Below are 26,247 nucleotides of genomic sequence, written 5' to 3'. Positions count from 1 at the left end.
TGTGATGAGCATCGAGAACCTGAAGGAAGCACTGCCCGAGTACGCCAAGGACCTCAAGCTCAACCTTGGCTCGATCGCCCGCAGCACCGTCCTCGGCGAGGAGCAACTGTGGGGCACGCTGCTGGCCAGCGCCGCGGCGACGCGAAACCCTCAGGTGCTCAGCGAGATTGGTACCGAGGCCGCTGACAACCTGTCCGCAGAGGCGTATCAGGCCGCGTTGGGCGCGGCAGCGATCATGGGCATGAACAACGTGTTCTACCGTGGTCGCGGCTTCCTGGACGGCCAGTACGACGACCTGCGTCCCGGCCTGCGGATGAACATCATCGGCAACCCGGGCGTGGACAAGGCGAACTTCGAGCTCTGGTCGTTCGCGGTGTCGTCGATCAACGGCTGTTCGCACTGCGTCGTCGCCCACGAGCACACGCTGCGGGAGGCCGGTGTCGACCGCGAGGTCATTCTGGAAGCGCTGAAGGCGGCATCCATCGTTGCCGGTGTGGCGCAGGCGATTACCGCCGCCGAGACACTGGCTGCAGTCGGCTGATCGTAGGTTCGTGACCGCATCCTGGGTAGCGCACGCGATCTGGTGGCAGGTGTACCCCTTGGGCTTTGTGGGAGCGTTTCCCACGCCCGGGGGGTTGGCTCCGCCGGACGCGAGCGAGCACAGGCTGCGGCGCCTCGTCGACTGGTTCGATCACGCGATCGCCCTGGGGGCCTCCGGGATTGCGCTGGGCCCGGTCTTCGCGTCGCGCACCCACGGCTATGACACCACCGATCACTACCGCATCGACCCGCGCCTCGGCGACGGCGACGATTTCGACCACGTCGTCGCCGAGGCGCACGGTCGTGGCCTGCGGGTGCTGCTCGACGGCGTGTTCAACCATGTCGGCGTCGATTTCGAGAAGTACCGTGATGCGGCCCAGGGCGCCGAGGCGGCCGGCTGGTTTCGCGGACGCCCCGGCCGATTCCACACCTTCGAGGGCCACGCCGAGCTGATCACCCTCAACCACGAGGACCCGCGGGTGGTCGACTACGTTGCCGACGTGATGACCCACTGGCTGCAGCGCGGCGCCGATGGGTGGCGGCTGGACGCGGCTTACGCCGTGCCGCCGGAATTCTGGTCGAACGTGCTGCCCCGGGTCCGGGAGAAGTTCCCAGACGCGTGGTTTGTCGGCGAGCTCATCCACGGCGACTACGCCGCCGTCGTCAAGGCGGCCCGATTCGATTCGGCTACCCAATACGAGCTGTGGAAGGCGATTTGGAGCAGCCTGAACGACGGCAACTTCTTCGAGCTGGATTGGGCCTTGCAGCGGCACGGCGAGCTGCTGAACAGCTTCACGCCGCTGACCTTCATCGGCAATCATGACGTCACCCGCATCGCGAGCCGGCTCGAGCGGCCCGATCACCTAGCCCACGCGCTGGTCGTCCTGCTGACGGTCGGCGGCGTGCCCAGCATCTACGCCGGCGACGAGCTCGGATTCCGTGGCGTCAAGGAAGAGCGCTACGGCGGTGACGATGCGGTGCGTCCCGAGTTCGGCTCTCCCCCAATGCCATTAGATGCCTTCGGCGCCAAGGTGTGGGGCCTGCACCAGTATCTGGTCGGGCTCCGCCGGCGCCACCCGTGGCTGCACGGGGCCACCACCACATCGGTGCGGCTGACCAACCGCCACTACTGCTATACGACCCGACGCGGCGACGATGCATTGCTGGTCGCGCTGAACATCGACGACAAGCCGCTGTCCTTGGCGCTGCCGGAGCTGGGTACCGCCCGCGCCCGCGTGCTCGCCGGTTCGTCGGCCCCGCCCCAGGAAATCGTCGACGCGGTGGTCGTCGAGCCGCACGGCTGGCAGATTCTGCAGCCCGGCTAGAGCCGCAGCCGGGCCAGCGTCTGCGGGTCCTGCTCGCCGCCGTAATACTTGTCGAGCAGCGCGGTGAAGTCCCGGGCATCGTCGGTCGCCAGCGCGAACAGCGTCATCGACGAGCGCAGTTTGAGGTCGTCGGGCGAGCCGAAGATCTCCGCCACCGAGCGGCCCTGCACCGCGTCGACCAGCCGAGCGCACTCCCGCAGCCGCAGGCCCAGCAGCTCGTGACTCAAGTAGGCGCGGGCCTCTTGCAGCGAGGCGATGCCGTATCGGACGGCCGTCGAGCTGCCGCCGAGCCCGCGCAGTTGCGGGAACACAAACCACATCCAGTGGCTGCGCTTTCGGCCGCTCCGCAACTCCGCCACGACCGTGTCGTACACCGGGGCCTGCGCCTTGACGAAGCGGTTTAGATCGAACGGGTCGCTCGCCGACTCCATATGACTACGGTGGCACATATGGCAGTCAAACGACGAGCGCCCAAGATGCGCGACCTCGCGCCGTTGCTGCAATTCAAGCGGCCCCGATTCAGTGCGACCGAGCGCCGCCTGGCGGCGGCGTTCACCATCGACGACTTGCGGCGCATCGCCAAGCGCCGCACCCCCAAGGCCGCGTTCGACTACACCGACGGCGCCGCCGAAGACGAGCTGTCCCTCGAACGTGCGCGACAAGCCTTCCGCGACATAGAGTTTCACCCGACGATTTTGCGGGACGTCAGCAACGTGGACACCGGGTGGGAGGTGTTGGGCCGGCCCGTCGCGGCGCCGTTCGGCATCGCGCCGACCGGATTCACCCGGCTGATGCACACCGAGGGCGAGATCGCCGGAGCGGGAGCGGCCGGGCGCGCCGGGATACCGTTTTCGCTGTCGACGCTGGGCACCTGCGCGATCGAAGACCTGGTGACGGCAGTTCCAAACGGGCGCAAGTGGTTTCAGCTCTATATGTGGCGCGACCGAGATCGCTCGATAGCCCTGGTGCAGCGCGCCGCTGACGCGGGCTTTGACACCCTGCTGGCCACCGTCGACGTCCCCGTCCCCGGCGCGCGGCTGCGCGACAACCGCAACGGGATGACGATCCCGCCGACGCTGACGCTGCGCACCGTTCTCGACGCGGTGCCGCACCCGAAGTGGTGGTTCGACCTGTTGACCACCGAACCGCTGGCCTTTGCTTCGCTGGATCGCTGGCCGGGCACCGTCGCGGAATACCTGAGCACGATGTTCGACCCCAGCCTGACGTTCGACGACCTGGAGTGGATCAAGGCTCAGTGGCCGGGCAAGCTCGTGGTCAAGGGCATCCAGACGCTCGCCGATGCCCGCGCCGTCGTCGATCGCGGCGTGGACGGCATCGTCTTGTCCAATCACGGCGGGCGCCAACTCGACCGGGCCCCGGTCCCCTTCCACCTGCTGCCCGAGGTGGCGCGCGAGCTGGGCAGGGACACCGAGATCCTGGTGGACACCGGGATCATGTCGGGCGCCGATATCGTCGCGGCCATCGCGCTCGGCGCGCGTTGCACGCTCGTCGGGCGGGCCTATCTCTACGGGCTGATGGCCGGGGGCGAGGCGGGTGTCGATCGCGCGATTGACATCCTGCACAGCGGGCTGACCCGGACCATGCGACTGCTCGGCGTGAGCTGCCTCGAGGAGCTCGCGCCGCACCACGTCACGCAATTACGCCGGCTAGGCCCGATTACGGGCTAGCCCGCCAGCGCTGCCTGCAGTCCCCGATCGATCTCCGGCTGGAACGGGACGGCGAACGGCGGCTTCGGCTGGCATTCGCAGGTGAGACCGGCGAATGGATTCGGGCCGGGCGGATTCGACTGGTGGCTCGGGTCGGCGTTGCCCGGGGCTGCGCCGAGCACCGACAGGCCGAGGGCGATCGCTGTTGCGGCAACCATTTTCGTGATCATTTCGAGGCTCCTTTCACCTCTCTACGAGATAAGGCGGTCCTTTACTCGGCTTAGACGGTGGCGCTTGTCTGCTGGTTCTTCCGCGTTCGCCCGGGTCTATGTAACCGACTTAACTAGTTACATCTTGCAGGACGCAGTGAAACCTGTCAAGGTGGTTACATGGCCTTCACGTATGTGAGCGGACGCCTATGCCTGGACTTTCTCGGCACGTTCAAATGCCGCGGGGGCGCCGAGGCCGAGGAGCTGCTGAGCAGCCCCGAACGACTGTCGCAGTGGGCGGTCCAGGCCGGACTGGTGGATGAGGCATTCCGGGTGACCGATGACGATCTCGCGGCCGCCATCGCAGTGCGCGAAGCCGGCTACCGGATCGCGATCGCCAGGATCGAGCAGCACCACCTCCCAGCCGCCGATGTCGAGCTGATCAACCAACGGGCGGCGCAACCCCGGCTGACGCCGCGATTGCTGCGAACGGGCTCGGTACGTCGCGAGGGCACTGCGTCGCAGCTGCTTGCGAGCGTGGCCGCCGATCTGGTTGACCTGCTAGCGGGACATGACATCGGCAACGTCAAGCGTTGCGCGCACGAGGGATGCACGCGCCTCTATGTCGATTCCTCCCGCGGGCACAACCGGCATTGGTGCGGAATGAGTACCTGCGGCAATAAGGCCAAGGTGCAGGCCTTCCGGGCACGGCGGCGTGTCTTAGCCAATTAGCCCGTGCTGGAACGACTTAGGCGGCGAGCCAACCTGATGGGTGAACATCGCCGAAAAAGCCGCCGGCGTGTCGTAGCCCAGCTCGGTCGCGGTCCGCGTCACGGGCGTGCCCACTGAGAGCAGCCGGATAGCGTGCAGTACGCAGGCGCGCTGGCGCCATTGCTGAAATGTCATGCCCGTTTGGGCGCGGAACAGCCGGTTAAAGGTTCGGGTGCTGACGTTTAGGTCGGCGGCCCACTGCGTGGGGGACTGCTCGATGCTCGGGGCCAGCGCGAACGCCCGGCACGCGGCGCGCAAGTCGTCGCGTCCGGGCATGGGCAGGTCCAGCGGCAGCGCTGTCAGCGACCGGATCTCATGGACGATCAGCTCAACCAGCGCGCCGTCGCGGCCGTGCGGGTCGTAGTCCGCCGGTAGCTCGACCGCGGCGAGCAGCAGGGCCCGCAGCAGCGGCGAGACGTCCACCACCTGGCAGCGGGCGGGGAACCACGGGACCGCCGACGGCTCGAGGTAGAGGCTGCGGGTGCTGACGCCGTCCATGAGCACCTGATGGTCGACAACAGGCGGAATCAGCACCGCCCGCTGCGTGGGCACGGTCCACGCGGCCGCGGCCGTGTCGACGCGCATGATGCCGGTCGCCGCATAGAGCAGCTGGGCGCGGCGGTGCCGGTGAGATTCCAAAAGATGGTTCGCCGGGTAGTCGGTCCCGATTGCCAACACCGGGCGGTCGATCGCGTCGACGTCGTCGAGTGGCACGTTGCGCACCCGCTCAGACTAGCGCGTTGTGTCGCAAATAAACGTGTAACTGGCAGAACCGCGATTGTACGCCATCGATCGGGGGGCTTACCGTCGGCGACATGCTCGGATTCATAGCGCTGTTGGTCGTAGTCGGCTGCCTCGCCGGGCTGACGACCGTGCTCTTCGGCTTCGGAGGCGGCTTCGTGACCGTTCCGGCCGTTTACGCCGCGGTGTAGGCCACCAGCGGAGGCCCTGATGGAGCTCAAGCGATGCACACGGCCGTCGCGACGTCCACCGCGATCATGGTCGTCAACGCGTCATCGGCGACCGTTGCCAGCGCCAGGCTCGGCCTGTTGCGCCTCGACTACCTCTGGCCGATCACGGGATTCATCGGAGTCGGGGCGGCGCTGGGGGCGGCCGCGGCTGACTGGGCGCCGGAGAGCCTGCTGCACATACTGTTCGTCGCCTACATCGCCGCGATCATCGTCGACAGCGTCATCCGCAAGGGCTTTCTGACCAACACGAGCGCCACGGTCGCCCCACAACCGTTGAGCCGCATGACGTCGACGTTCGCCGGAATCGGAATCGGTTCCTTCGCAAGCTTTCTCGGCATTGGCGGCAGCGTCATCACCGTTCCCCTGATGCGGCGCAAGGGCGTTGCCATGGCCGACGCCACGGCGCTGGCCAACCCGCTCAGCCTGCCCGTCGCAGTGGTCGGGACCGCCGTTTACGCGCTCGCCCCGCCGGCGGCCGCCCATGCCGGTCAGCTCGGCTACGTCGGCCTCACCGCCGCGGCCGCCCTGCTCGCCGGCTCGGTTCCCGCGATCACGCTCACCAAGCGCATCCTGGCCGGACGCAAGATTCCCGACCGCGTCCACGCCGCCGCTTACCTGATCCTGCTCGGGGTCATCCTGGTCGCCATGGTGGCGACAACGGCGGGCTGACTCCATGGCTGCGGGAACAAACTGGACTCGATCAAGGTTGAGCGCATCAGACTAAACCTTTGGAGAAGAGATGTCTGAAGCCAAATCAGTTCCCGTGTTGTTCGTGACCGACTCGATCGTGTTGCCCGGGATGGTCGTGCCGATCGCGTTGGACGAGGCCGCCCGCGCCGCCATCGACGCGGCCCAGGCGAGCGAATCCGGGGAACTGCTGATCGCCCCGCGACTTGAGGACCGCTACCCCTCGCACGGCGTGATCGCGAAGATTCTGCAGGTCGGGCGCATCGCCGGCGGTGGTGGCACCGCTGCCGTGGTGCGCGGTGAACGCCGGGCGCAGATCGGGACGGGGGCGTCCGGGCCCGGGACGGCCCTGTGGGTCGAGGTGACCGAGGTCCCCGAGGCCGCGCCGACCGACGAGGTCAAGGGCCTGGCGGCCGAGTACAAGAAGCTGCTGCTGGCCATGTTGCAGCGCCGCGAGGCCTGGCAGATCATCGACTACGTCAACAGCCTGACCGATCCGTCGGCGCTGGCCGACACCTCCGGGTACGCGTCGTACCTGACCGACGTGCAGAAGCGGGAGCTGCTGGAGACCACCGATGTCGCCGAGCGGCTGCGCGTCCTGATCGACTGGACCGGCTCACACCTTGCCGAGGTCGAGGTCAACGACAAGATCGCCGAGGACGTCCGCGACGGCATGGAGAAGACGCAAAAGGAATTCCTGCTGCGCCAACAGCTGGCCGCCATCCGCAAGGAGCTGGGCGAGGGTGAGCCCGATGGGTCCGACGACTACCGGGCCCGTGTCGAGGCTGCCGAGCTGCCCCAGAAGGTGGGCGAGGCCGCGCTGCGCGAGGTCGGCAAGCTGGAACGGGCCAGCGACCAAAGCCCGGAAAGCGGCTGGATCCGCACCTGGCTGGACACCGTGCTGGACCTGCCGTGGAACATCCGCACCGAGGACTCGACCGACCTGGCCGCCGCCAGGGAGATCCTGGACGCCGATCACCACGGACTGGACGACGTCAAGGACCGCATCGTCGAATACCTGGCCGTGCGGACCCGCCGCGCGCAGCGCGGCCTGCAGGTCGTCGGCGGCCGTGGCTCCGGCGCGGTGATGGTGTTGGCCGGTCCCCCCGGCGTCGGCAAGACTTCGCTGGGCGAGAGTGTGGCGCGGGCGCTGGGCCGCAAATTCGTGCGTGTCGCCCTGGGCGGTGTGCGTGACGAGGCCGAGATCCGCGGGCACCGGCGCACCTACGTCGGCGCGCTGCCGGGCCGCATCGTGCGTGCCATCGGCGAGGCGGGATCGATGAATCCCGTTGTGCTGCTGGACGAAATCGACAAGGTCGGCTCAGACTATCGGGGCGACCCGAGCGCTGCCCTGCTCGAGGTGCTGGACCCGGCGCAGAACCACACCTTCCGCGACCACTACCTGGACCTGGATCTGGACCTGTCCGATGTCGTGTTCCTGGCCACCGCCAACGTGATCGAGAACATCCCGTCGGCGCTGCTGGACCGCATGGAGCTGGTTCAGATCGACGGCTACACCGAGGATGACAAGGTGGCCATCGCCCGGGATTACCTGCTGCCTCGCCAGCGGGACCGGGCGGCGCTGAACGATGACGAGGTCACCGTGACCGACGCGGCGCTGCGCAAGATCGCCGCCGACTACACCCGCGAGCCGGGCGTGCGGCAGTTCGAGCGGCTGCTGGCCAAGGCGCTGCGGAAGGTGACGACGAAGATCGCCGACGAACCGGTGACGATCGACGAGCCCGATCTGGTGGATTACCTTGGCAGGCCGCGGTTTACGCCGGAGTCGGCCGAACGCACCGCGGTGCCCGGAGTCGCTACCGGCCTGGCCGTGACGGGCTTGGGCGGCGATGTGCTCTACATCGAGGCCGGGGCGACCGACGGTGAGCCGGGTTTGCAACTGACCGGGCAACTGGGTGACGTGATGAAGGAATCGGCGCAGATCGCGCTGTCCTATGTGCGCTCACACGCCGCCGAGCTGGGTGTCGACCCCAAGGCACTGGACCAGCGCATCCACGTGCACGTGCCCGCGGGCGCGGTGCCCAAGGACGGCCCGTCGGCGGGTGTCACGATGGTCACCGCGCTGGTGTCGATGGCCACCGGGCGTCAGGTGCGCTCCGACGTCGGCATGACCGGCGAGGTCACGCTGAACGGTCGGGTGCTGCCCATCGGCGGTGTCAAGCAGAAGCTGCTGGCGGCCCAACGGGCAGGATTGTCAACGGTGTTCATCCCGATTCGCAATGAGCCGGACCTGGACGACGTGCCGGCGGAGGTCCTCGATGCGCTGACGGTCAAGCCGATGACCGACGTCGCCGACATCGTGGCGCAGGCGCTGGAAGCGGTGGCCGAACCGGCGACCGTGGCCGCCTGAGGCCTGCCGCGAACGTGGCCCTGGTGTCACGCTCGGCGCGCACCCGTGTCGTGCGGCCGGTCGGTGGACGGCGTTACTGTCGGCACATGGCCTACGACGAGGACCTGGCGAACCGGGTACGCGAGTTGCTCGCGCAGCTACGCGGCGTGGACGAGAAGGCAATGTTCGGCAGCCTGGCGTTTCTCATCCGCGGGCACATGGCAGTCGCGGTCAGCGGCAAGGGCGGGCTGATGGTGCGGGTGCCCCCCGACGACACCGCCAGGCTGCTCAAGCGCGCACACGTGAGCCCGATGGTGATGGCCGGCCGCGAGACTCGCGGCTGGTTGCGCGTCGACGGCGCGGGTGTGAAAACCACACGCCAGCTTGAGAGTTGGATCGCCCAGGGTGTCGGCTACGTCGACACGCTGCCGCCGAAGTAGCCGGCAAGTTTGCCGGTTTGCCGCGGGGGTATTTGCCAAGGCATGAGCAAGTCCGGCGAGCTTCAAAAGCTGGTGCGACGCGTCCTCAAGGTCGCCGGCACCACATACGCGGACGAGGCCGGGATACGCGTCAACGACAAGCCGATGCCCCTGTTCCAGCTGCTCATGTTGTGCATGCTCGCCAGCAAGCCCATCGATGCCGCCATCGCCACGCGCGCCGCGCGCGAGGTGTTCAAAGCGGGCCTGCGTACACCCGAGGCGGTGCTGGCCGCCGAGCGGTGCACCATGATCGGCGCCTTCGGCCGCGCCCATACGTCCGCTATGACGAGAGCTCCGCGACTCGCCTGATCGCCTTGGCGGAGGTGGTGCACGAGCAGTATTCGGACGATCTGCGCGAAATCGCCGAGTCGAGCCGGCACGAGGTGGCCGCGGCGAAGCGAATGCTGAAGAAATTCAAAGGGATTGGCGATACCGGCGCCGACATCTACCTTCGTGAGGTTCAAGACACCTGGACCTGGGTGCGACCCTATTTCGACGATCGCGCCAGGGCCGCCGCCAAGACACTGGGCCTGCCGACCGACGCCGAGGCGCTCGGCAAGCTGTCGCCGCGCAACAACGCTCGTCTGGCGGCCGCGCTCGTCCGCATCTCGCTGGACGACGACCTGCGCCGGCAGGTGGTCGGTTGACGACGCGGTGACCATCCGGATCGGTACCTCCGGCTGGTCGTACAACCACTGGGCGGGCGTGCTGTACCCGCCGGGAACTCCGTCTGCACAGCGGTTGGCCAGCTCGTGCCGGCGTCGATCCGGGTCGCCGTGGAGCTGCGGCACCCGTCGTGGGACGACTCGGCCGTCTACCAGCTGCTGGAGCACCACCGCGCCGCCTATGTGGTGATGAGCGGCGAAGGGCTGGCCTGCATTGCGCGGGCCACCACCGATCTGGTTTATGCCCGCATGCACGGGCTGGCCGGCGACGCGATGTACACCGGGTCGTACTCGGACGACGAATTGCGCCGCTGGGCCGACCGCATCACGGCCTGGGACGCCGAGGGAAAAACGTGTGGATGTATTTCAACAACGACCTGGGCGGCCACGCGGTCCGAAATGCACTCTGCCTGAAGGAACTTCTGCGCTGAGCAGGCTAGTCGGTGACGGCGTCGCCCTCGTCGACGGCCGTCCAGGCGCGGTCGATGACCTCCGGCGGGTGGTGTGCCTGCAATCGTTCCCGCTCGGTGCGGCGCCGCTTGATCCGCAACCGCGCGTCGGCCGGCACGGTGACCAATTCGTCGCACGTCAGGTAGTGCACATCATCGACGACATCGATCAGATCCGCCGCGGCCCAACGGGAACCCAACTCGCGCAAAGTCATTCGGAGTTCGTGTGTGAAGCGCTGCGTCGTATCGTGGGCCAGCTCCCGGGACACGCGGGCGTTGGTGACAATGCGCTGGGCCAGACTCGGCGGCGGCGTCGGCCGGGCGGGAGCTGCCGCGGCTTCGGCGGCCGCCGTCAGCAGCATCCGCGGGTTATCGCTGAATGTCGGACTCGCCAGCTCGCCCTCACTCGGTCCGCGGTGCCCGATCCGGCCGATTGCGGCGTCGACGAGACGGGCGGTCGGGGGTGACAACGCGCGGATACTCGCGAGGTTGCCTTCGTCGGCCAGGGCGGCCAACGTCGGATCGTCGCGTAAAACGGTTGCAAGGCCGGTGAGTTCCGCTTCGACGTGGGTGCTTTGCATGATCATGCCCACGCCGGGAACCCGGGTCCCGGCGCCGGTGGGCTCGAGTGCCGCGGCGGTGATGCCGGTGTCGATCAACCACAGCGCCGTGAGCATCCAGCCCTGATGTATCCGGTCGCGCAACAAGCGAATCCGCACGCCCAGGCTGGCCTCCGAAAGCAGGCCAAGCTGGAGCGGATCGGCGTGTTCGGCGAACGCCGCCGCGGTGTAGGCCCTGGTGTCGGCCCGCAGATGACGCAACAGTCCCAGCGATCGCGCCGCGACGACCGCTTTGGCGAGCGAGCCGAGCGGTCCCTCGGCCAGTCGGGGCTGCCCGAACGGCAACAGGTCCCCGACCTGCGGTTGGTCGACTAAAGCCGTTTGTACGATGGACTTTTCGTCCCAACCGGGTAGTTGGGCGGCCGCGACGACATTGGTCGACACCCCGACGTAGGGTCGGTGACCGAACGCCGCGATGGCCCGGCTCCCCCACTCGTCGCCGACGACGCCGCCCAGTGCCAGCACCTGGCCCATCGCGTGGTTGGCGGCGCGCAGGCCGCCCATCTGCACGTCCAGCGTGATCGGGGTCAACGGCCCGGGTAGTGCTTCGGCGAGGCCGGCGGCGCTGAAGACGGGGAACCGCGGATCGATGCGGTCGTCGAATTCGCCTTCCAGGCCTTCGGGTGCCGCGCTGCGCAGCTCGGACGATGCCCCCGGGCGCGGCGGGACCTCGATCGGGATCGGCAGCCGGCCGCCGTGCTCCGTCGCCCCGGCGGGCCCGGCCCTGCGGCCGATGAGTCCGCGGGCGGTGTCGCCCACCGCTTCGACCGCCTTCCAACCGAATTCGAAAGCCCAATCCTCTTGTGCGGCAGTGGTGTCCAGGTCGGGGAACGGACGCGGCCAGCTGGGTATGCGATGCAGGCGGGAGCGCGGGGTCACCGATCGCAGTAGCCGCCATGCCGTGATCACGTTGATGGTGTCCGGGGTGGTCAGATCCACGATTCCGGTGCGATCGGTGTCGAGCGCATGGACCAGGAAGCGCACCAGGTCGTCCAGATGCAGCACCCGTATCGGCTGCTCGGAAACCTTGGCGCGCAGCAACGTTGCCAGGGTGCGGCACACCATCCAGTCGAGCTGTCGACCGACCGGGGGCGCGATCCGGACGATCAGGCTGGGCCCCCAACTGGTCGATACCAGGTCCTCGGCCGGTTCGTAGACGTCGGGCGCGCCGGCGGCCTGGCTGACGAACAGCAGGCGCGCGCCGGCGCGGGCCGCGGCATGCGTCACGCGCACGACACCGTCGACGCCGGCGCTGCCGGGAGCCGTCGAGTCCACCGGGGCGAGATGGACGACCGCATCGGATTCGTCGGCCAGCTGCTGCAGAACCGGGTCGGTCAGCGGGGCCCGCACAAAATCGACGCCTGCGTCCAGGCAGGCGTGGGGAAACTCGGCAATGCCGCTGACCGTGTGCCCGGCAGCAATCAGCTGCCTTGCGACCAGCCGCCCGACGGTGCCGGTGGCGTCGGTAACCAGGATGTGCACCTGGGCTCACCTCCCCCAACGTCCATCTTCGACAATAGGCAAGCTCGTGCCAATCGCGCGACCGCTAGGCCCCCGAGATCACGTGAGCTGGGCCGATACTTCTGAGCTATCAGCGCAGCGCGGCGCTGCCGTCGGCGGCGACGGCAACCTTGGCGCCGCCGATGTCCTCGCTGACCGTCGCCGCGGCCGCGGCGGGGTCGGCGATCACGGCCAGGGTGCGGGAACCGTCGGGTGTGCGCACAGCCAAGAAGGCCTTCTCCGGCCGCCCGTCGCGGTCGAACGGCGTCGTCCATGCCTCGACGGTCCCGACGCCCTCCCACTCCACCAGCCCGTCCCGGGTAGGCTCCCGATCGACCGCCGATTGCACGTTCTCCCAACGAAATTCGGTTGGGGGCTCGGTGCTGTACACGCCGAAGCTGTGCTTGGTGAGGTAACCGCCGTTGGCGCTGACCAGCGCGCGGCGGCCGGGGTTGGCCACCAGCAGCTCGGCCGTGGTGGCGATCGAATGCATGACGTAGTTGTTCCACGGGCCGCCTGCGAAGGTCAGGCCGCCGGTGACGGTCAGCGGGCGCGCGGGCTCGTCGACGGCCAAGCCGAGTTCGGCCGCCGCCGCCTGCACCGCGATCGGGAAGCACGAGTACAGGTCGACGTAGTCGACGTCGTCGATGCCCAGGCCGGCCAGCTGCAGGGCCCGCGCGCCGCCGATCCGGATGGCCGGCGAGCGGTGCAGCTCCTCGCGCTCGGCGATCGCCGAAGTGTCGTGGGAGTCGGTGCCCGCGTGCGGGAAAACCCAGCGCTCGGCCGGGATCCGCAGGCGCTGCGCCTGTTCGACGGAGGCCACGATCAGCGCCGCGCCCTGGTCGACCATGTTGTTGGAATTCATCAGCTTGGTGTAGGGCCAGCTGATCATCCGGTTCTGCGGCCCGGCCCGCGCGATCTCCTCGGCGGTGACCGGTTTGCGGATCCAGGCGTGCGGGTTGTCGACGGCGACGGCGGCAAAGCGCGCCCACAACTCGCTGATACGCGTGCGGTGGTCGTCGATCGCCTCGTCGGACGCGATGCGCAGCGATTGCTCGAATAGCGGGTAGACGAACGCGGGCCGGTCCAGTTTGATCCGGAGCTCCGCGTCGCCGGCCATCGGCACGTCCTCGCCGCTCACCTCGGCCAACGGGACGGAGTCGTCCTGCGCGGTCCAGGTCAGCCTGGCGCCCAGCTTCTTCAGGCTGGTCCTGGTGCGCCAGGTCTCCGCGCCGGCCAGCAACACCACCCCGGCGCGGCCCCGCTGGATGTCCAGGCACGCCTGGTTGAGCAGCGACTGCGGCACGTTGCCGCCGACCGGGCTGTACCGCGTGGTGAAATCGGAGGCGCCGAGGCGCTGGCCCAGCAACAGCCCGGGGTCCCGGTAGTGCGCCGAGAGCATGTTGACCACCCGGATCGAGTCCACCGCCTCGAAAACCCGGGAATCGGCGGCCGGGCGGGCGGCGGCGACCATGAGGTCGACCGGTTCGACGGATCGCGTGTCCGGGTCGATCGCGTCTCGGTGGTTGACCTGGCCGTAGCCGATCAGCACCGGCGTCCTGGGGTCCAGCGGCATACGACGAACCTAGCGTGACGCTAGTGTCACGCTCGGCGGTGGACAGCGCCTAGGGCCAAGAGGGATGGAGACTTTCGACGAATGAACGCACATTTGAGCTACGTCGAGGCCGTCATCGTCGGCGCCGCCCAGGGGGTCACCGAGCTGTTCCCCGTCTCCAGCCTGGGACACGCGATCCTGGTGCCCGCGCTGGTCGGCGGCCAATGGGCCCAAGACCTCAACGTCTCCGCGCCCCAGTCGCCCTACCTGGCGTTCATCGTGGGGCTACACGTCGCCACCGCGGCGGCCCTGCTGGTGTTCTTCTGGCGGGACTGGCTGCGCGTCCTGACCGGCCTCTTCTCCTCGGTGCGCCATCGCCGGATCCGGACGTCCAACGAGCGCCTGGCCTGGCTGCTGGTGGGCGGCACCATCCCGGTGGGCCTGGCGGGGCTGTTCCTGGAGAAGCTCTTTCGCACGACGCTGGGCAAGCCGGTCCCGGCGGCCATCTTCTTGCTGCTCAATGGGATTGCGCTGTATGCCGGCGAGGTGCTGCGCCGTCGCGCCGCGGCCGCGGTCCCCGAACCGGTCGGCGCCCCCGTCGGGCACACCGGCGAGGCGGTCGACAACCGGCTCGCCCAGCTGCCCGTCGGCCGGGGGGTGCTGATCGGCGCCGCCCAGATCCTGGCGCTGCTGCCCGGCATCAGCCGTTCCGGCATCACGATCGTCGCCGGTCTGTGGCGCGGCTTGTCGCACGAAGACGCCGCCCGCTTCTCCTTCTTGCTGGCGACGCCGATCATCCTGGCCGCCGGTGTGTACAAGATCCCGGATCTGTTCGGCCCGCTGGGCAGCGGGATAGGCGGCCAGGTGCTGGCGGGCAGCATCGCCTCCTTCATTTGCGCCTACCTCGCCGTGCGCTTCCTCACCCGGTACTTCGAAACCCGCACGCTGACACCCTTCGCCATCTACTGCGCGGTGGTCGGGGCGGCCAGCCTGGCCTGGCTGACGCTGCACTAGGTCGGAGCTCGTTGCCTGCGCGAACCGGAAGTGCTGTGCTTACCAGATGGCAGACACGGCAGTTGGACTGAAGGTCCGCGACAAGGTCATCGTGATCACCGGCGGCGCCCGCGGCATCGGGCTCGCCACGGCGACCGCACTACACAATCTGGGCGCCAAGGTCGCGATCGGCGACATCGACGAGGTCAAGGTCAAGGAGTCCGGGACCGCGCTCGGCCTCGACGTCTACGGCAAACTCGACGTCACCGACCCGCAGTCGTTCGCGGAATTCCTCGACGCCGTCGAGCGCCAGTTCGGCCCGATCGACGTGCTGGTGAACAACGCCGGCATCATGCCGCTCGGCCGCATCGTCGACGAGCCCGACGCCGTCACCCGGCGCATCCTCGACATCAACGTCTACGGCGTCATGCTGGGCAGCAAACTGGCGCTGGCGCGCATGATCCCGCGTGGGCAAGGCCACATCATCAACGTCGCGTCGCTGGCCGGGGAGACCTACCTCGCCGGCGCGGCCACCTACTGCGCCAGCAAGCATGCCGTGGTCGGCTACACCGACGCGGCCAGGATCGAATATCGCGGCACGGGTGTGCAGTTCTCGCTCGTCAATCCGACGTTCGTGAACACCGAACTGATCGCCGGAACCCAGGGTGCCAAGGGCATCAGAAACGCCGAACCGTCCGACATCGCCGACGCGATCGTCAAGTTGATAGACCACCCCAGACCGCGAGTTCGCGTCACCAGGCTGGCCGGGGCTCTCATCGCGTCGCAGAAGTTCATGCCACGAGGATTGTCGGAGGGCCTTAACCGTCTCCTCGGCGGCGAGCACGTTTTCACCGACGTCGACGACGAGAAGCGCCGGGACTACGAGGCGCGGGCCCGCGGCGAGGAGTGACCTTCTTACCTAGCGGCCTTCAGCGGCGTCGCGGACAATCGGGCACGTGAGCCTCGAAACCTCGACCAAAGCGCCCGAAGCACTCTCCGACGATGAACTCACGCTGCTCGACAAGTATTGGCGCGCCGCCAATTACCTGTCGGTCGGACAGATTTACCTGCTGGACAATCCACTGCTGACGGAGCCGCTCGCCGCCGAGCACGTCAAGCCCCGGCTGCTGGGGCACTGGGGCACCACGCCCGGGCTGAACCTGATTTACGCGCACCTGAATCGGGTCATCCGCAATCGCGACGCCAACGTCATCTACGTCACCGGGCCCGGCCACGGCGGCCCCGGCCTGGTCGCCAACGCCTACCTCGAAGGCACCTACACCGAGGTGTACAGCGGCATCGGCGAGGACACCGAAGGGCTGCGCAAGCTGTTCCGCCAGTTCTCCTTCCCCGGCGGCATCCCCAGCCACGTCGCGGCCCAGACCCCGGGCTCCATCCACGAAGGCGGCGAGCTCGGCTACGCGCTGGTGCACGCCTACGGTGCCGCCTTCGACAATCCGGACCTGGTGGTCGCTTGCGTGATCGGCGACGGCGAGGCCGAGACCGGCCCGCTGGCCGCCAGCTGGCACTCCAACAAGTTCCTCAATCCGGCCGTCGACGGCGCGGTGCTGCCGATCTTGCACCTCAACGGCTACAAGATCGCCAACCCGACGGTGCTGGCCCGGATCCCGCACGCCGAGCTCGAGTCGTTGCTGCGCGGCTACGGCTACCGGCCGATCACCGTCGCCGGCGACGACCCGGGTTTCGTGCATCAGGAGCTGGCCGCGGCGCTGGACGACGCGTTCGACGACATCGCAGCCATCCAGCGCGCCGCGCGCGACGGCGCGACGACCGAGCGCCCGGTATGGCCGATGATCGTGCTGCGCACTCCGAAGGGCTGGACGGGGCCCAAAGTGGTCGACGGCAAACACGTCGAGGGCACCTGGCGGGCGCACCAGGTGCCGCTCGCCGAGACGCACGAGAACGCCGAGCATCGCGCCCAGTTGGAGGAGTGGCTGCGCAGCTACGGGCCCGGGGAGCTGTTCGACGCCGACGGCGCACTGCGGCCGGAGTTGCGGGCGCTGGCGCCGACGGGCGCCCGGCGGATGAGCGCGAACCCGCACGCCAACGGCGGGCTGCTGCTGCGGGAGCTGGACTTGCCGGACTTTCGCGACTACGCGGTGCCGGTGTCGCAGCCGGCCACCGCGACCCACGAGGCCACCCGGGTGCTCGGCACGTTCCTGCGCGACGTCATCGCCCGCAACCCGGATCGCTTTCGGCTGATGGGGCCCGACGAGACCGCGTCCAACCGGCTGTCCGCTGTCTTCGAGGCGACCGGCAAGGTCTGGATGTCGGAGGTCGAGCCCGACGACGACGGCCTGGCACCCGACGGTCGCGTCATGGAGGTGCTCTCCGAGCACCTGTGCCAGGGCTGGCTGGAGGGCTATCTGCTGACCGGCCGGCACGGGCTGTTCAACTGCTACGAGGCGTTCGTGCACATCGTCGACTCGATGCTCAACCAGCACACGAAATGGCTGGCCACCAGCCGGGAACTGCCCTGGCGACGGCCCATCGCGTCGCTGAATTACCTGTTGAGCTCGCACGTGTGGCGCCAGGACCACAACGGGGCGTCGCATCAGGACCCGGGCTTCATCGACCTGGTTGCCAACAAGCGGGCCGAGATCTCGCGCGTGTACCTGCCGCCGGACGGCAACACGCTGTTGTCAGTGGCCGACCACTGCCTGCGCAGCCGCGACTACGTCAACGTCATCGTGGCCGGCAAGCAGCCCGCGCTGGCGTACCTCGACATGGACGCCGCGATCGCGCACTGCACCCGCGGCCTGGGCATCTGGGAGTGGGCCAGCACCGCAACCGGCGAGCCCGACGTGGTGTTGGCGTGCGCCGGGGACATCCCGACACAGGAGATCCTGGCCGCCGCCGACATCCTGCGCCGCGAGCTGCCCGACCTGGGTGTGCGGGTGGTCAACGTCGTCGACCTGATGCGCCTGCAGCCGGATTCCGAACACCCGCATGGGTTGTCCGACCGGGAATTCGACGCGTTGTTCACCCGGGACAAGCCGGTGATCTTCGCCTATCACGGCTACCCCTGGCTGATCCACCGGCTCTGCTATCGCCGCACCAATCACCCGCGCGTCCATGTCCGGGGGTTCAAGGAGCGTGGCACCACCACGACGCCCTTCGACATGGTGATGCTCAACGACCTGGACCGCTTCCACCTGGTGATAGACGTCATCGACCGGGTGGACGGGCTGGCGGACCGGGCCGCGCTGCTGCGCCAGCGGATGGCCGACGCGCGGTTGCACGCCCGGATCTACACGCGCGAGCACGGCGAGGACGACCCGGCGATCGCCAACTGGACGTGGGAGTCGAGCTAGCAGAACGACCGTGGTGAGTGATGGGAGGGAGACGACACATCAGAGTGGGAGCCGAGCGAGCAGAACCGCTAGTGCCGAGCAGAACCGGTTAGTGCCGCCGGATCCGCACCGGCACCGAGGCCGGACCCTTCAGGGACGGCGTCGTCCCCCATCGCACCGGTCCGGCCAGCTCCAGGCCTTCGACGTCGTCGAGGAGCGAGTCGATATGCGGTGGTCGCGGTCCTGGTCACCCACTGGACCGCAGTGCCCCAGCGAGCGGTCTCCTCGACCGCGGCGGTAAGCAGGCTGCGGTTCGCCTTCAACTCGCCGAACTGCTCAACTCGGGTCTGACGGTCGAGGAAACCGCGCGCCGGCTCGGCTACTCGGCGACCGCCGCGTCCACCTGCGCCCACGTCCGCTGGAACGGGTGTCCACCCCGCAGGTGGAAGCGAGCCTGAGGGTCGGTCGCGGCCCGCGGGTAAACTCGACGAGTGCCCGCCGCCCCCGCTTCCGATGCCATCCATCCGGTGGTGTCGGAGTTGTCGGCGCTGCACCGGCTGCGGATTTATCTGGACCTCGGCGTCGTCGTCCTGGTGCTGGTGCTCACGAACCTGATCGCGCACTTCACCACGCCGCTGGCGAGCATCGCGACCGTGCCGGCGGCCGCCGTCGGGCTGGTGCTCTTGATGCGGTCCAACGGCCTGGATTGGGCCGACCTCGGCCTGGGCCGCGAACACTGGAGGTCGGGCCTGGCCTACGCGCTCGGGGCGGTCGCCGTCGTGGCGTCGGTGATCGCGGTCGGCGTGCTGCTGCCGATGACGCGGCCCATGTTTATGAACAATCACTACGCCACGATCTCCGGTGCGCTGGTCGCCTCGATGGTGATCATCCCGCTGCAGACCGTCATCCCCGAGGAGCTGGCGTTCCGCGGCGTGCTGCATGGCGCGCTGCACCGGGCCTGGGGTTTCCGCGGGGTCGCCTTGGTGGGTTCGCTGCTGTTCGGGCTGTGGCATGTCGCGACGTCGCTTGGCCTGACGAGTAGCAACGTCGGCTTCACCCGGCTGTTCGGCGGCGGGTTCCTCGGAATGCTGGCCGGGGTGACGTTGGCGGTATTGGCCACCGGCACGGCCGGATTAGTCTTCAGCTGGCTGCGCCGTCGCAGCGGCAGCCTGATCGCGCCGATCGCGCTGCACTGGTCGCTGAACGGGATGGGTGCCCTAGCCGCGGCGCTGGTCTGGCACCTGTCGTCCTGAGCGCGGTCACACCAGCAGCACCGCGGCGCCGGCAACGCGCCCGGCGGCCAGATCCCCCAGCGCCTCATCGGCTTGATCCAGCGGATATTCCGGCGTGGTCACCTCGATGCGATGCCGGCCGGCGAAGTCCAGAAACTCGCGGGCGTCGGCCCGGGTGTTCGACGTGACCGACCGGAGCTGCCGTTCCTGGAACAGGTGACGCTGGTAGTTCAGGGTCGGGATATCCGACAGGTGGATCCCCGCGATGGCCAGGGTGCCGCCGCGGTCCAGCGCCTCGAGCGCGGGCAACACCAGCTCGCCTACCGGTGCGAAGAGGATCGCCGCATCCAGCGGCACGGGCGGCGGATCGGCGGCGCCCTGCGCCGACGCGGCGCCGAGTTGGATCGCCAGCTCGCGCGCCTCCTGGCCACGGGTCATCACGTGCACCTCGGCGCCCTGCGCCAGCGCGACCTGGGCGGTGATATGGGCGCTGCCGCCGAAGCCGTACAGGCCCAACCGCCCACCGGGAGGCAGCTCGGCGCGCAGCAGCGAGCGATAGCCGATGATGCCGGCGCACAGCAGCGGCGCAAGCTCGCTGTCGGTGTAGCCGCTCGGCAAGTGGTGGGCGAAAGCCGAAGGCACCGTTGCGAATTCGGCGTAACCGCCGTCGGCGTCCCAGCCGGTGTAGCGGGACTGCGGGCACAGGTTCTCGGCGCCCCGACGGCAATAGGCGCACCCGCCGCAGGTGTGGCGCAGCCAGGCGATGCCGACGCGGTCGCCCACGCGAAACCCGTCGCCGGCGTCGGCCCCGACTTCGACAACCTCCCCCACCACTTCGTGGCCAGGCGTGACGCGGTCGCGGTGGACGGGAAGGTCGCCCTCGGTGACGTGCAGGTCGGTGCGGCACACGCCGCAGGCGCGCACGGCCACCAGTAACTCCGCGGGGCCGGGCCGCGGGATGTCGGTGCTGACCCGCTCGAGCGGCCGGGTGGCCATCGGCCCCGGCTGCCGAACCTGCCACGCCTGCATCGTCTTCGCCGCCGGGGCCATCACCCCATGATGGGCTAGAGCGTCTTGGTGCGCGAGGTGGCGAACTTGTAGATCAGCAACAGGATCACCGCTCCCACCAGCGCCCCGAGGAACGAATGCTGGATGGGCGGGTGAATGTCGAACACGTGCGGCGGGAAGACGATGCTGCCCACTGTGCCGCCGACGTACGAGCCGACGATGCCGAGCAGGGCCGTCGCGATCCAGCCCATGGGCTGCTTGCCCGGGACGATGGCGCGTGCGATCAGGCCGACGATGAGACCCAACACGATTAGCCAGATGATGTGCAGAACCACGACGGGCTCCTTTGCGGGTTAGCTGATAAGGGGACCTTGGGAGCAATACCCCGCTCAGGGTGGCGCCAACCGCGCGGCGATCGGGGCGAGTTCGCTTGTCGCGGCGCGCGTTTACCTGCCCGCCCCGACTGCCCGAATGCCTAGGTCTTGCGCACCAGGCCGACGATCCAGAGCAGGAGGACTGATCCGAGCAGCGCGGTAAAGAAGGTGAATATCCAACCGCCTGAGGCGGTGTCGACGAAGAAGCTCAGCAGGAAGCCGCCGAGCAGCGCGCCGACGATCCCGATCACGATGTCGAGCAGGATGCCGGAGCCCGCGCCTTTGACGATCTTGCTGCCGATCCAACCGGCGAGGCCGCCGATGATGATGTAGCCGATGATCCCGACGCTTGTCAGCGTCGTGGATCGGGCGAGGTGTTCAGTAGCTGCCGTGATGTCCATTGGGGTCTCCTTGTATCGCTGGCAGAGCCCAGCTCAACGGCCGGGCCGTGCCTTGCGTATACCCCGTTTTCGCACCCCTTTAAATACCGCATCGGGGTGGGTCGGCCCGGGGTCTCGCCGGTGGACCCGCTAGGTCGTCGGCAGGGTCCGCTGTGGCGTCGGGGTCGCGGTAGGCGTGGCGTCGGTGGCCGGCGCCCCCGGAGCCGGGGCCGGAGTGGGAGCCGGCCCCCCCGGTGCCGGTGCGCCCGGCGGGGCCGGTGCCGCCGGCGGGGCCGTCCACGGCTGAATCGACTCGGCGAGAGCCTTGGCGGCGCCCTTGTCGACCGGGTTGTTCGAGGTGCCCAGGTACACGACGAACCAACGCTGAGCTGCGCCGCCGCCCGGCGTCGCCGCGGGCGAACTGACCACGCCGGTCCAGATCTGACCGTTCGGCTTCGACGCGTCACTGAACTTGACCTCGTAGAACGAGGCGCTGCCCGTCAGCCCGTTGGCGCCGCTGAGCGGTGTGGTTTCCTGGTTGATCCGGGTGCCCGGATAGGGCATGAAGAACTCGCCCATGTCCGAGCCGAGCCGGACCGCGGCCTTGGCGTCATTGGGTTCGGCGCTGGCATACAACTTCTGGTCCAGCCGCCCCATCACGATGCGGGTGTCGTTGGCGACCGGAGGCGCCTGGCCGGGCGCCGACGGCGGCCCCGTGGTCTTGCTCAGCAGCTCCGAGCCGTAGTCGAGGTGGGTGGCATCTGACTCCACCCAGCTGGCCGGCACGACGAAGCTGAAGCCGCCCACGGCGTTGCCGACCCGGCCGGCATTCGGGTCCGGAGGCGGCGGCGGGATCGGGGCGTTGGGGTCGCCCGGCGCCGGGGGCGGGGCGTTCGGGTCGACCGGCGGTGGCGGCACCGGCGCCCCCGGAGACGCCGGCGGGGCCTGCGGCGGCAGCGGGGCACCCGGGGCGGGCGATGCGGCGGGAGCCGGCGACACCGGAGGGGCCGGTGATGCTGGAGGCGCCGCGGTCGTCGTGGTCGGCGGGACCGGAGTCGGAACCTCGGGGTCGGCCTTCGCGGTTGCCGGCAAGGCAATCGTGACGACGCTGGCACTGGTGACCGTGGCGATCGCGAGCGTCGCCCACAGCCCCCTGCGGCGGGTCGAATGCGGGTCCACCTGGCTCATGGCGACGAACCTACCGTGTTACGGCTGCGACGCAAGGATGCCAAGCGGGAGATGTCATGCGGTTTTTCCGTTGTTGCCAACCTGCAACGTGGCCGGCGTCTACGCAGTTCAGCTCCTCACCGCCCGGCGTGTCGTCGGGCGGACGGGTACAGCGACACCTCGGCGGCCTTGACGACGAACCAGACCACCTCGCCGGGTGTCAGCTGCAGCTCGGCGGCCGCGTCGACGGTGATCTCGGCCGCCAGGCCGGGCGCGCCGTCGGCCTGCTGGACCCCCCGCACCAGCACGGCGGAGCCGCGGATGTCCAGCTCGGCCACCGTGGCCTCGACGCAGTTCCGCGGGCTGCCGTGCGGCCGATGTCGGTATACGGCCACGGCTGTCGGTGCGAACACCGCGATCGCCGCGTCGCCGCCGGCGAGCCCGCTGCCAAGCTCCGGCGCCGGGGTCCCATGCCAGCGTGCACCCGAGGACGCATGCAGCGAACCGTCGGGCGCAAGCGTCCCGTTGACGAGGTTGATCCCGGCGATCCGGGCGCCGAAATGGCTGCGCGGCGCGGTGAGCACAGCGGGCACCGGGCCGATCTCGGCGATCTTCCCCGACTCGAGCACCAACACGCGATCGGCGAGCGTGAACACATCCAACAGGTCGTGGGTGATCAGGACGACGGCGCAGCCGCTGCGGTTGACGGCGGTCCGCAACACGCCGCGGATGGCCGCGGCCGCGGTGACGTCGAGGCCGGTCAGCGGCTCGTCGAGGAGCAGCACCTCGGGCTCGGCGGCCAGCGCCCGCGCGATCGCGACCCGCTGCGCCTGGCCGCCGGACAGTTGTCGGGGCCTGCGGTCGGCGAACTGCTCGGCATCCACCTCGCGCAGCCAGCGCAGTGCGGCCCGTTTCTCGTCGGCCCGCCCGGAACCGAACATCCCGCGACGGCTGTGCGGTCCGAAGGCGACATTGGCGACGACGCTCAGGTGCGGAAACAGCAGCGGGTCCTGCAGCAGCAGCCCCACCCGGCGGTCGTGGGTCGCGACGTCCACCCCCGCGGCCGTGTCCGTCAGCACCCGATCGCCCAGCCGCACCACGCCCTCGTCGGGACGGACCAGCCCGGCGATGACGTGCAGGGCGGTCGATTTGCCCGCGCCGTTGGGTCCCAGCACCGCGAGCACCTCGCCCGCAGACACGGCGAACTCCACGTCCAGCGAGCGGTCCGCCACCACCGCACGAAGTTGCAGCCCGCTCACGGCCGGCTACCTGGCTTCGTATCCGGTCAGCCGGCCGGCGCCCACGCCCAGGACCACCAGCGCCGCGACCGCGACGAGCAGAATCGACAAGGCCACCGCCGCGTCCGCGTCGGTCACCCGCTGCAGGTAGATCTCCAGCGGCAGGGTCCGTGTCACGCCCTGGCGTGAGCCCGCGAAGGTCAGGGTCGCGCCGAACTCCCCCAGCGAGCGGGCGAACGCCAGCACCGCGCCGGACAACATGCCCGGCAGCAGCAGCGGCAGGGTGACTCGCCACCACACCGTGCTGGGCCGAGCCCCCAGCGTCGCGGCCACTACCTCGTAGTCCGCACCCGCGGTCCGGGCGGCACCCTCCAAGGAGATCACCAGGAACGGCAGCGAGACGAACGTCTGCGCCAGCACCACGGCGGTCGTGCTGAACGCGATGCTGATGCCGGCGGCTTCCAGGTATCGGCCGATCAGTCCCAGCCGGCCGAACGCGTAGAGCAACGCGATGCCGCCGACCACCGGGGGCAGCACCAGCGGCAGCAGGATGAGCGGGCGCAGCACGCGCGCCAGCCGCCCCGTGCTGCGGGCCAGCACCAGCGCCATCGGCACGCCCAGGAGTACGCACAGTGTGGTGCTGGCCGCGGCGGTCTTCAGGCTCAGCAGCAGCGCCGTCCTGGACGACACACTGGTGATCAGCGACCAGAAATGCGACCAGTCGACCTTGATCGCGATCGCCGCCAGCGGCAGCACCACGAACAGCGACCCCATCGCGGCGGGGATGTACACCCAACGAGGCAGGTCCGGGCAACGTGCGTTGATGGGTACTTACCTAACCTGCTTGAGCGCGCCACCGCTCGTTTTCACGGTGCGAGCTGGACGTGGCCCCGCGGGGGCTGGGACGGCGGCGTCGTCTGCTGTGTTGGTGCCGGTCCGTCCTGATTGGGCGGCGGCGATTGCGGTTGTTCTACTCGCGGTGCCGACGGTGCCGGCGGTGCCGGCGTTGCGACAGGCGGTGCTGGCCGGGGCGGGGGCGCGGGTGCGGCGGGCGGCGTGACCGGATTTATCGTCGGCGCCGGGATTTGTGGGGGGTCGGGCGTGATCTCCCCCATTGGTACTGACCGAATCAGTGCGGCGGAGACCGTGCCGGTCGACGCCATCCTCACCGGGACGTGCGCTGCACCCACCGCGCTCAAGGCGGTGCCGACCAAGGCGGCAAGCACCGCTCGCTCAGCACGTATCACTCGCCTGCGATCAGCCGTCACGCTGCATCCCTCATCTGCGGGCCTGCGTGAAAAGCCCAGTGGTAGTTCGGGCTTACCACCAGTTACGATATTCATCATTGCAGACGTCGGACGTCTCCACCGTTGGCGGCGGGTGTCGGACTCAACGGAGACCGAGCAGATGACGCCGAAGAAACGGAAATCCTGCCGTGCGAACCAGCGCTCTGGTTAGTGTCTCGGCGATGCTGACCGCCGCCATTGTCTGTGCTGGCGCGGCGGCTGCCGACCCCAGCCAGCAGCAGGATCAGTTTGTTGCGCAGCTCCAGCAATTGCAGATTCCCCCCGTCGACAACGTGCCCGCGCTCGTCGCCCAAGCCCATCAGATTTGTGGCGAACTCGATGGGGGCACCTCGGTCGACGCGGTGGTGGACAACGAGATGAACATTTCGTTTGCGGACAGTCCGGCCTTACGTCTGCAGCCGGATCGCGTACGAAGAACCGTGGTCAGATTCATCACCGCATCGGTGACTGTCTACTGCCCCCGGCACCAAGGCGAACTTCCGCCGCCCTGAGACAGCAGGGAGGGACTCGGCGTGGTGGGCGGAATCAGGGTTTGGCGAAGCCCGATTGGGCCAAGATCTGCTGGCCGCCCGCCGAGGTCACCAGGCCGACGAACTTTTGCGCCAGCGCCGGCCGCTGCGCCTTCTTCAGCACCGCGATGGGATAGACGTTCGTCGCGCCGACGGCCTCGGGGAATTCGACCGTCGCCACCTTGTTGCCGGCGTTCTTGGCATCGGTGACGTAGACCAGCGCGGCATCGGCCTGTCCCGTCACCACCTTGTTCAGGGTGTCGGTGACGCTGGGCTCCTCACTGACTGGGTTGAGGCGCACGCCCGTGCTGTTCTCGACGCGCTGCGTCGCCGCCCCGCAGGGCACCGGCTGCTGGCAGGCCACCACGCTGATGCCGGGCTTGGCGAGGTCGGCGAACGAGCCGATCTTCTTCGGATTGCCCGGCGCGGTGACGATGACGAGCGTGTTGGAGGCGAAGTTCGTCGGGTCGCTCGCCAGGAGTCCGGCCTTGACGACCGCGTTCATCTGCGCGGTATCGGCGGACGCGAACACGTCGGCCGTCGCCCCCTGCGTCAGCTGAACGGCCAGCTCCGAGGATCCGGCGAAATCGAGCTCCACGCCGCTGCCGGGATTGTCGCTCTGGAACTGGGCACTTATTTGGGTGAACGCGGCCTTGAGCGAGGCCGCGGCGAACACCACGATCGATCCGGCGAGCGTTGTGGTCGGCGACGGTGGCGGCGACGGCGCCTTCTGACTGCACCCCACCAGAGCCGCGAGCAGCATGGCCGATATCCAAGCGGCGATCCGACGCATGGGTAGAACTTAGCGAGGCGAGCGGCACCGGGCCCACTGACCGCCAAATAGTTATGAATCCGCCCGCGCGTCGCGCTGTCCTTAATTTCCCCTTAGAGCTACTGTCCAGTAACATCGTTTTGATCGACGCCATAACGCATGCGG

General features: G+C 68.8%; 25 protein-coding genes and 2 pseudogenes. 15 read left to right on the top strand and 12 right to left on the bottom strand.

The window, feature by feature from the left end; translation table 11 throughout:
- Positions 1-4 precede the first annotated feature (4 nt).
- Together MSG_RS13115 and MSG_RS13110 are read left to right on the top strand one after the other, a co-directional pair.
- Positions 5-541, top strand: coding sequence for an alkyl hydroperoxide reductase (locus tag MSG_RS13115; RefSeq protein WP_096440202.1), 537 nt, complete (start codon positions 5-7; stop codon positions 539-541).
- Between the two features lie 10 nt (positions 542-551).
- Positions 552-1,865, top strand: a complete 1,314-nt coding sequence (locus MSG_RS13110; protein ID WP_096440200.1) for an alpha-amylase family protein — start codon at positions 552-554, stop codon at positions 1,863-1,865.
- Here MSG_RS13110 and MSG_RS13105 read toward each other — a convergent pair.
- Complete coding sequence (locus tag MSG_RS13105; RefSeq protein ID WP_096440198.1) at positions 1,862-2,296, bottom strand: DUF1810 domain-containing protein; 435 nt, start codon at positions 2,294-2,296, stop codon at positions 1,862-1,864. The two genes, MSG_RS13110 and MSG_RS13105, sit on opposite strands and share 4 nt — an antisense overlap.
- 18 nt (positions 2,297-2,314) lie before the next feature.
- Here MSG_RS13105 and MSG_RS13100 point away from each other — a divergent pair, with 18 nt between their 5' ends.
- Positions 2,315-3,553: an alpha-hydroxy acid oxidase gene (locus tag MSG_RS13100; RefSeq protein ID WP_096440196.1), complete on the top strand. Its 1,239-nt coding sequence runs from the start codon at positions 2,315-2,317 to the stop codon at positions 3,551-3,553.
- On the opposite strand, the gene MSG_RS13095 is transcribed toward MSG_RS13100, so the two are convergent.
- On the bottom strand, positions 3,550-3,762 hold the full coding sequence (locus MSG_RS13095) for a hypothetical protein (protein ID WP_096440194.1): 213 nt from the start codon (positions 3,760-3,762) through the stop codon (positions 3,550-3,552). The genes MSG_RS13100 and MSG_RS13095 overlap by 4 nt on opposite strands.
- A gap of 159 nt (positions 3,763-3,921) precedes the next feature.
- Here MSG_RS13095 and MSG_RS13090 point away from each other — a divergent pair, with 159 nt between their 5' ends.
- A complete protein-coding gene (locus tag MSG_RS13090; protein WP_096440192.1) occupies positions 3,922-4,473 on the top strand; it encodes a CGNR zinc finger domain-containing protein in 552 nt (183 codons plus the stop codon).
- Here MSG_RS13090 and MSG_RS13085 read toward each other — a convergent pair.
- Entirely contained in the window at positions 4,462-5,235 is a 774-nt protein-coding gene (locus tag MSG_RS13085) for an AraC family transcriptional regulator (RefSeq protein ID WP_096440190.1), read from the bottom strand. The two genes, MSG_RS13090 and MSG_RS13085, sit on opposite strands and share 12 nt — an antisense overlap.
- Before the next feature lie 242 nt (positions 5,236-5,477).
- On the opposite strand from MSG_RS13085, the gene MSG_RS13080 reads away from it, so the two are divergent.
- From MSG_RS13080 to MSG_RS13060, 5 genes and pseudogenes are all read left to right on the top strand, one after another.
- On the top strand, positions 5,478-6,152 hold the full coding sequence (locus tag MSG_RS13080; RefSeq protein ID WP_308737785.1) for a sulfite exporter TauE/SafE family protein: 675 nt from the start codon (positions 5,478-5,480) through the stop codon (positions 6,150-6,152).
- A gap of 70 nt (positions 6,153-6,222) precedes the next feature.
- Positions 6,223-8,541 carry an endopeptidase La gene (lon, locus tag MSG_RS13075; protein WP_096440188.1) on the top strand — a complete coding sequence of 773 codons (2,319 nt, stop codon included), beginning with the start codon at positions 6,223-6,225 and terminating at the stop codon, positions 8,539-8,541.
- Between the two features lie 86 nt (positions 8,542-8,627).
- A complete protein-coding gene (locus MSG_RS13070; RefSeq protein ID WP_096440186.1) occupies positions 8,628-8,960 on the top strand; it encodes a TfoX/Sxy family protein in 333 nt (110 codons plus the stop codon).
- Positions 8,961-9,002: 42 nt separating this feature from the next.
- A pseudogene (locus tag MSG_RS13065) lies at positions 9,003-9,646 on the top strand (endonuclease).
- Positions 9,647-9,653: 7 nt separating this feature from the next.
- Positions 9,654-10,095: pseudogene (locus MSG_RS13060) on the top strand (DUF72 domain-containing protein).
- Positions 10,096-10,100: 5 nt separating this feature from the next.
- Here the strand turns inward: MSG_RS13060 and MSG_RS13055 are convergent.
- Both MSG_RS13055 and MSG_RS13050 read right to left on the bottom strand, forming a co-directional pair.
- Positions 10,101-12,215 carry an NAD-dependent epimerase/dehydratase family protein gene (locus MSG_RS13055; RefSeq protein WP_096440184.1) on the bottom strand — a complete coding sequence of 705 codons (2,115 nt, stop codon included), beginning with the start codon at positions 12,213-12,215 and terminating at the stop codon, positions 10,101-10,103.
- 109 nt (positions 12,216-12,324) lie between these two features.
- The gene (locus MSG_RS13050; protein WP_096440182.1) at positions 12,325-13,809 is read right to left on the bottom strand and encodes an acetyl-CoA acetyltransferase; all 1,485 of its coding nucleotides are present in this window, start codon (positions 13,807-13,809) and stop codon (positions 12,325-12,327) included.
- 81 nt (positions 13,810-13,890) lie between these two features.
- Between MSG_RS13050 and MSG_RS13045 the strand changes: the two genes are divergently transcribed.
- The 4 genes from MSG_RS13045 to MSG_RS13030 all read left to right on the top strand — a co-directional run bounded on the left by MSG_RS13045 (position 13,891) and on the right by MSG_RS13030 (position 19,348).
- The gene (locus tag MSG_RS13045; RefSeq protein WP_096440180.1) at positions 13,891-14,802 is read left to right on the top strand and encodes an undecaprenyl-diphosphate phosphatase; all 912 of its coding nucleotides are present in this window, start codon (positions 13,891-13,893) and stop codon (positions 14,800-14,802) included.
- 46 nt (positions 14,803-14,848) lie between these two features.
- Positions 14,849-15,691 (top strand): SDR family oxidoreductase, encoded by an 843-nt coding sequence (locus MSG_RS13040; RefSeq protein WP_096440178.1) that lies wholly within the window; start codon positions 14,849-14,851, stop codon positions 15,689-15,691.
- 46 nt (positions 15,692-15,737) lie between these two features.
- Positions 15,738-18,116 carry a phosphoketolase family protein gene (locus MSG_RS13035; RefSeq protein ID WP_096440176.1) on the top strand — a complete coding sequence of 793 codons (2,379 nt, stop codon included), beginning with the start codon at positions 15,738-15,740 and terminating at the stop codon, positions 18,114-18,116.
- Positions 18,117-18,622: 506 nt separating this feature from the next.
- Complete coding sequence (locus tag MSG_RS13030; protein ID WP_096444448.1) at positions 18,623-19,348, top strand: CPBP family intramembrane glutamic endopeptidase; 726 nt, start codon at positions 18,623-18,625, stop codon at positions 19,346-19,348.
- Between the two features lie 6 nt (positions 19,349-19,354).
- On the opposite strand, the gene MSG_RS13025 is transcribed toward MSG_RS13030, so the two are convergent.
- From MSG_RS13025 to MSG_RS13000, 6 genes are all read right to left on the bottom strand, one after another.
- Positions 19,355-20,377, bottom strand: coding sequence for a zinc-binding alcohol dehydrogenase family protein (locus MSG_RS13025; protein ID WP_373421192.1), 1,023 nt, complete (start codon positions 20,375-20,377; stop codon positions 19,355-19,357).
- Between the two features lie 14 nt (positions 20,378-20,391).
- Positions 20,392-20,670: a GlsB/YeaQ/YmgE family stress response membrane protein gene (locus tag MSG_RS13020; RefSeq protein ID WP_096440172.1), complete on the bottom strand. Its 279-nt coding sequence runs from the start codon at positions 20,668-20,670 to the stop codon at positions 20,392-20,394.
- Between the two features lie 140 nt (positions 20,671-20,810).
- Positions 20,811-21,110: a GlsB/YeaQ/YmgE family stress response membrane protein gene (locus tag MSG_RS13015; RefSeq protein ID WP_096440171.1), complete on the bottom strand. Its 300-nt coding sequence runs from the start codon at positions 21,108-21,110 to the stop codon at positions 20,811-20,813.
- 129 nt (positions 21,111-21,239) lie between these two features.
- Positions 21,240-22,277 carry an alanine and proline-rich secreted protein Apa gene (locus MSG_RS13010; protein WP_096440169.1) on the bottom strand — a complete coding sequence of 346 codons (1,038 nt, stop codon included), beginning with the start codon at positions 22,275-22,277 and terminating at the stop codon, positions 21,240-21,242.
- 116 nt (positions 22,278-22,393) lie between these two features.
- Entirely contained in the window at positions 22,394-23,515 is a 1,122-nt protein-coding gene (locus MSG_RS13005) for a sulfate/molybdate ABC transporter ATP-binding protein (RefSeq protein ID WP_096440167.1), read from the bottom strand.
- A gap of 6 nt (positions 23,516-23,521) precedes the next feature.
- Positions 23,522-24,268 carry an ABC transporter permease gene (locus tag MSG_RS13000; RefSeq protein ID WP_096444446.1) on the bottom strand — a complete coding sequence of 249 codons (747 nt, stop codon included), beginning with the start codon at positions 24,266-24,268 and terminating at the stop codon, positions 23,522-23,524.
- A 154-nt stretch (positions 24,269-24,422) separates the two neighbouring features.
- Here MSG_RS13000 and MSG_RS25875 point away from each other — a divergent pair, with 154 nt between their 5' ends.
- Both MSG_RS25875 and MSG_RS12995 read left to right on the top strand, forming a co-directional pair.
- Positions 24,423-24,554 (top strand): hypothetical protein, encoded by a 132-nt coding sequence (locus MSG_RS25875; RefSeq protein WP_258173967.1) that lies wholly within the window; start codon positions 24,423-24,425, stop codon positions 24,552-24,554.
- Positions 24,555-24,962: 408 nt separating this feature from the next.
- A complete protein-coding gene (locus MSG_RS12995) occupies positions 24,963-25,292 on the top strand; it encodes a DUF732 domain-containing protein (protein WP_096440165.1) in 330 nt (109 codons plus the stop codon).
- Between the two features lie 34 nt (positions 25,293-25,326).
- Here MSG_RS12995 and modA read toward each other — a convergent pair whose 3' ends face one another.
- Complete coding sequence (gene modA / locus MSG_RS12990; protein ID WP_096440163.1) at positions 25,327-26,103, bottom strand: molybdate ABC transporter substrate-binding protein; 777 nt, start codon at positions 26,101-26,103, stop codon at positions 25,327-25,329.
- Positions 26,104-26,247: the final 144 nt, after the last annotated feature.

This window comes from Mycobacterium shigaense (assembly GCF_002356315.1).
GTDB classification, from domain to species: Bacteria; Actinomycetota; Actinomycetes; order Mycobacteriales; family Mycobacteriaceae; genus Mycobacterium; species Mycobacterium shigaense.
Note: the sequence above shows the minus strand (reverse complement) of the source record. Positions and strands in the feature narration are given on the sequence as shown.

Excerpts from the sequence above, each read along its gene's own strand:
- MSG_RS13080 (WP_308737785.1), top strand. The coding sequence starts at position 5,478 with ATGCACACGGCCGTCGCGACGTCCACCGCGATCATGGTCGTCAACGCG.
- lon (WP_096440188.1), top strand. The coding sequence starts at position 6,223 with ATGTCTGAAGCCAAATCAGTTCCCGTGTTGTTCGTGACCGACTCGATC.
- MSG_RS13015 (WP_096440171.1), bottom strand. The coding sequence starts at position 21,110 with ATGGACATCACGGCAGCTACTGAACACCTCGCCCGATCCACGACGCTG.
- MSG_RS12995 (WP_096440165.1), top strand. The coding sequence starts at position 24,963 with ATGCTGACCGCCGCCATTGTCTGTGCTGGCGCGGCGGCTGCCGACCCC.
- MSG_RS13100 (WP_096440196.1), top strand. The coding sequence starts at position 2,315 with ATGGCAGTCAAACGACGAGCGCCCAAGATGCGCGACCTCGCGCCGTTG.
- MSG_RS13025 (WP_373421192.1), bottom strand. The coding sequence starts at position 20,377 with ATGGCCCCGGCGGCGAAGACGATGCAGGCGTGGCAGGTTCGGCAGCCG.
- MSG_RS13090 (WP_096440192.1), top strand. The coding sequence starts at position 3,922 with ATGGCCTTCACGTATGTGAGCGGACGCCTATGCCTGGACTTTCTCGGC.
- MSG_RS13095 (WP_096440194.1), bottom strand. The coding sequence starts at position 3,762 with ATGATCACGAAAATGGTTGCCGCAACAGCGATCGCCCTCGGCCTGTCG.
- MSG_RS13070 (WP_096440186.1), top strand. The coding sequence starts at position 8,628 with ATGGCCTACGACGAGGACCTGGCGAACCGGGTACGCGAGTTGCTCGCG.
- modA (WP_096440163.1), bottom strand. The coding sequence starts at position 26,103 with ATGCGTCGGATCGCCGCTTGGATATCGGCCATGCTGCTCGCGGCTCTG.
- MSG_RS13105 (WP_096440198.1), bottom strand. The coding sequence starts at position 2,296 with ATGGAGTCGGCGAGCGACCCGTTCGATCTAAACCGCTTCGTCAAGGCG.
- MSG_RS13115 (WP_096440202.1), top strand. The coding sequence starts at position 5 with ATGAGCATCGAGAACCTGAAGGAAGCACTGCCCGAGTACGCCAAGGAC.
- MSG_RS13040 (WP_096440178.1), top strand. The coding sequence starts at position 14,849 with ATGGCAGACACGGCAGTTGGACTGAAGGTCCGCGACAAGGTCATCGTG.
- MSG_RS13000 (WP_096444446.1), bottom strand. The coding sequence starts at position 24,268 with ATGGGGTCGCTGTTCGTGGTGCTGCCGCTGGCGGCGATCGCGATCAAG.
- MSG_RS13050 (WP_096440182.1), bottom strand. The coding sequence starts at position 13,809 with ATGCCGCTGGACCCCAGGACGCCGGTGCTGATCGGCTACGGCCAGGTC.
- MSG_RS13045 (WP_096440180.1), top strand. The coding sequence starts at position 13,891 with ATGAACGCACATTTGAGCTACGTCGAGGCCGTCATCGTCGGCGCCGCC.
- MSG_RS13010 (WP_096440169.1), bottom strand. The coding sequence starts at position 22,277 with ATGAGCCAGGTGGACCCGCATTCGACCCGCCGCAGGGGGCTGTGGGCG.